Source organism: Actinomadura darangshiensis (assembly GCF_004349235.1).
In the GTDB taxonomy this organism is placed as follows: Bacteria; Actinomycetota; Actinomycetes; order Streptosporangiales; family Streptosporangiaceae; genus Spirillospora; species Spirillospora darangshiensis.
Window position 1 is genome coordinate 1 of the sequence record NZ_SMKY01000476.1, and the last position, 4425, is coordinate 4425.

A 4425-nucleotide genomic window follows, 5' to 3' on the forward strand; every position below is an offset into this window, starting at 1 on the left:
GTGTCGGGGGTGCGAGGTGGCGGGACGGTCAGGGTCCCGGGGGTGCGGAGAGCGTAGGTGATCGCGTCATCGGGGGGCATCGCGCGGCCTTCGCCCCAGAACTGGGCGACCAGGGGTTCGCCGAGTTCGCGGCGGATCGGTTCGAGGGTGCGTTCGCGGCGGGCGCCGGTGCCGGGTTCGCGGCCGGCGGCCTCGCGGAGCGCGGACGCGGCGCCGGCGAGCAGCACCGCGCCGCGGGCGTCGCCCTCGCGGGCGACCAGGTCGGCGAACGCGTCCAGGGCGCGGGCCATGTCGAGCCGGATGCCGGACGAGCGGCTCAACGTGAGGCTCTGCGCGAGGGAGTCGCGGGCGGACGGGAGGTCGTCCTGTTCGAGTGCGACGCGGCCCAGGCCGGCGAGGGCGCGGGCCATCTCCGGGCGTGCGCCGATCTCGGCGAGGATGGGCAGGACCTCGGCGTAGTGGCCGCGGGCGGACGCGGTGTCGCCGCGCAGCTCGGCGAGCCGGCCGAGGCCGATCATGGCGTGCGAGGCGCCCCACAGCTGGCCGATGTCGCGCATGACGGACACGGCCGTGTCGAGGTGCTCGCGGGCCTCGCGCAGCCGCGAGTTGCGGATGAGCAGGTAGCCGCGGGCGGCGGACGCGTAGGCGCGGTTCCATTCCTGGCCGGGGCCGACGGCGATCGCGTCGGCCTCGTCGAGGCGCTTGGCGGCGTCGGTGAACCGGCCGCCGCGGGCGAGGCATTCGGCGGCGGTGATCAGGGCGGTCGCGGCCATGAAGTCGTCCCCGGCCCGGCGGCACGGGGCGAGGGCCTCCTCGGCGTACCGGGCGGCCTGGGCGGAGTCGCGGCCCCCGGCGGCCAGCTGGGCGCGGCCGGCGAGCGCCGGGCCGAGGACGTCCGGGGCCGGCCTGCGGCCCGAGGCGAGGAAGCGGTCGGTCCAGCCGGCCCACTCGGCGACGCGGCCGCGGACGATCCAGAAGGTGCGCAGGGCGGTGCAGATCCGCAGGCCCTCGGCGGTGTCGCCGTGGTCGAACGACCAGGTCAGCGCGGACCGGACGTTGCCGAGCTCGACGTCGTACCAGGTGAACAGCGCGACCCGGTCGGCCCAGGGCGCGGGCTCGCGGGCGACGGCGATCCGGCCGTGCCGCTCCGCGGCCGCGAGAACGGCGTCGCGATGCCGGCCGCGGACACCGGCCTCCTCGCCGGCGTCGGCGAGCCGCTCGGCCGCGTACTCGCGGATGCTGTCGAGCTGCCGGAACCGGACCTCGCCGGCGATCTCCCCGGTGACCACGACGAGGGACTTGTCGACGAGGGCGGTGAGCAGGTCCAGGACGTCGTCGGCGGGCAGCGCGTCGTCGGAGCAGACGTGCTCGGCCTGCTCCAGCGTCCAGCCGGCGAAGACCGACAGGCGCCGAAGCAGGGTGCGCTCCGGCTCGTCCAGCAGCCCGTGGCTCCAGTCGATCGCGGCGCGCAGGGTGCGCTGCCGGGCGGGGGCGGTGCGCTCCCCCGCGCTGAGCAGCCGGAACCGGTCGGCGAGGCGGCGCGCGATCTGCTCGGCCGACAGCACCCGCACGCGGGCGGCGGCGAGTTCCAGCGCGAGCGGCATCCCGTCCAGGGCCCGGGTGACCTCGTGGACGGCGTCGGACGCGCCGAACCCCGGCCGGGCCGCCCTGGCACGCTCCATGAACAGCCGCACCGCCTCGTCCGGCTCCAGGGGTGGCACCCGCCACACGTTCTCCCCCGCCATGCGCAGCGGCTCCCGGCTCGTGGCGAGGACCCGCAGCCGCGGGCAGCGGGCCAGCAGCATGCCGGTGAGCTTCGCGCACTCCTCGATGACGTGCTCGCAGTTGTCGAGGACGATCAGGGTCGCGGGCGCGTGCAGCGCGTCGGCGAGCGTCTCGGTGAGCGGGCGGCCGTCCTCCTCGGCGATGTCGAGGACGGCGGCGACGCGCCGCGCGACCGGCTCCGTCGTCCCGTCCGGGCGGACGTCGGCGAGCTCGACGAACCAGACGCCCTCGGTGCGGGCGTCCGCCATCGTGTGCGCGACGTGCAGCGCGAGGCGGGTCTTGCCGATGCCGCCCGCCCCGCACAGCGTCACGGCCCGCATGCTCTCCAGCAGCCGGCCGAGGTCGGCGACGTCGCGTTCGCGGCCGACGAAGGCGTTGGGCTCGCCGGGGAGGTTGGTCTTGACGGGAGTGTTCGGCGCGGTCATGCTCCCTGCCGTTCCGTCCGGTGTTCTCGCGGATCCAGGACGTCCGTTATGGCTCTGTGAGTGTGGCATCGCTCTGCGTGATCCGCCACGGTTTCGCGGTCTTGATTGTCCACGCGCGCCCGCGCCGATTCCACCTTGGCGGCGCGGTGGCCGTACCGTAGTGCGCCGTGTCCCCCACCTCCGAGAACGCACCCGCCAGTCTCGACGACGTCCTGGTCGGCGAGGCGGTGCTGGGCGTGTACCGGCAGATGTTCGCGGCGCTGGCCCGCGACAGCGGCGCCGTCGTGGACGATCCCGAGCTGGTGGACGTGGCGGAGACGCTGCTCGCGGCGTTCGCCGACGCGGGCGAGGACGGCCTGAGCCGCGAGCAGATGCGGTACGTGTGCCGCCGCTACCCGTCCGAGGTGTTCGAGAACCGGCTGCGGGTGCTGAAGGGGCTCGGCGCCGTCCGCGAGGTGTTCCCCAAACCGAACCAGCTCCGCTACCGGGCGTCGTTCACGAGCGTGGTCGGGCTGATGTTCGTCCGCCGCATGATGCTGGACGGCGGCCAGAGCGAGATGCACCGGCTCCTCGCGCTGGAGCAGCTCAACGTGGCCGACCCCCGCATGACGCCCCAGCAGGCGCGGGACGGCGCGGACGGCCTCTCCCGCGCCTTCCGTCTGTGGAGCGTCGAGCTGGTCACGCTCACCAACGGGACCATCGAGGAGCTCCGCGAGCAGGCCCCGAAGCTCTGGGGCACCGAGGAGATCCTGCTGCGCGCCGAACGGCTGCACGGCGCGATCCTGCGCCGCTGGCCGCAGCTCGACCGCACCTGCACCGATCTGCGCGCCGCCATCTACGCCTACGGCGACGCGTCCCGCCGGGCCGCCGCCCGCCTGTCGGACTCGGCGGGCACGACCCGCAACCTGACCCTGCTGCCGCCCGAGACCTGGCGGACCTTCACCCGCACCGCCTCCCGCGAGGACCTCGCGGCCGTCCTGGACGGGTTCGTCTTCGACGCCCCGGCGCCTTGGCACGAGCCGTCCGCCGTGGTGACCGCCGTGGAGGACGGCCCGCGCGCCACGCCCCCGCGCCCGGCGCCGCCCCGCGCGTCCGTCCCCGACCCGGGCCTGTCGGGCGACACCGGCTCGGACACGGCAGCCTTGGAGCGGCTCCGCGGCATCGCCGAGCAGATCCTCCGCGGCCGCGACCGGATCGCGGTCGAGGACGTCCTCGCCCAGGACTGGGTCACGGCACGCCGCATGCTCGCCGACCTCTCGTCCATCCATCTGCATCCAGAACTCCCCTACCGCCTCACCTGGTCGGACGGCCTCACCGCGAACCCCCAGGACGCCCCCACCTGGATCACCCCCGGCTCGTTCGAAAGGACAGGTCGGTGACCCCCGGTCCGCACCCGCGCACCCACACGCACCCGAGCCCTGGGCAGCGGGCCGCTGATCTCCGGTTCCCCCAGCCGGTTCGAGAGGAGGAGCGCGTGACCGCTGACCCGCACTTCTTCGCAAACACACGCCCCGCACTCCTGGGCAGCGCGCCGGCAATCTCCGTCTCCCCCGGCCGGTTCGAGGGGAGGGGCGCGTGAGTGTTGATCCGCATGTGCTGGCTCGGGCGCGCGGCCGGGTGCTGGGAGGGCCGGCCATGTCCGCGTCCGATCCCGTTCCGCCGGGGATGGTCGCCGCGACGGACGGCGCGCGCGTCTGGCTGCTTCCGGAGTGGCCGGACGGTGCGACTCCCGCGCTGCTGGAGGAGTACGAGACCGCGCCCATGCCCCTGGACCGCGCGGGCCAGGCCCGCCGCGTCCTCGCCGCGGCGCTGCGGTGCTGCTGGACGCGCCTCGACGACTCCCCCTGGCCCGGTGAGCCCGCCACGGTCGCCGACGTCCTGGACGTCTACGCGAACATGTCCCGCGGTGACACGGACCTGGCCCGCCGCTGGGCCACCGGCGAACTGCGCCGCCTGTCGGACACCGGCTGGCTTCTCCTGGACGAGGCGACCGGCACCGTCCGGCCCGGCCCCCGGGTCGCCCTGTGGCCGGAAGGCTCCCTGGCCTCCCTGCGCGACCTCCTCCACCGCTTGCCCGAGCCTCCGCAGCCAGAGCCGACGCCGTCCGACCTGTCATCGGTACCTCCCGTGGAACCAGAAGCCGCCCTCGTGAGCAACCCTCCCCCGGCCGCCGACCACCCCGCGCAATTTTCCGGATCTGTGGATAACCCGCCTC

Annotated in this window: 2 protein-coding genes and 1 pseudogene; 2 read left to right on the forward strand and 1 reads right to left on the reverse strand. The window is 75.1% G+C overall.

Annotation, left to right across the window (positions count from 1 at the left end; translation table 11 throughout):
- Positions 1-2210: ATP-binding protein (locus E1293_RS44915; RefSeq protein ID WP_132205943.1), on the reverse strand; the 2210-nt coding region annotated here is incomplete at its 3' end.
- Positions 2211-2377: 167 nt separating this feature from the next.
- On the opposite strand from E1293_RS44915, the gene E1293_RS44920 reads away from it, so the two are divergent.
- Together E1293_RS44920 and E1293_RS44925 are read left to right on the forward strand one after the other, a co-directional pair.
- Complete coding sequence (locus tag E1293_RS44920; RefSeq protein ID WP_132205945.1) at positions 2378-3589, forward strand: hypothetical protein; 1212 nt, start codon at positions 2378-2380, stop codon at positions 3587-3589.
- Between the two features lie 196 nt (positions 3590-3785).
- Positions 3786-4425, forward strand: a pseudogene (locus E1293_RS44925) (hypothetical protein); the annotation flags it as partial.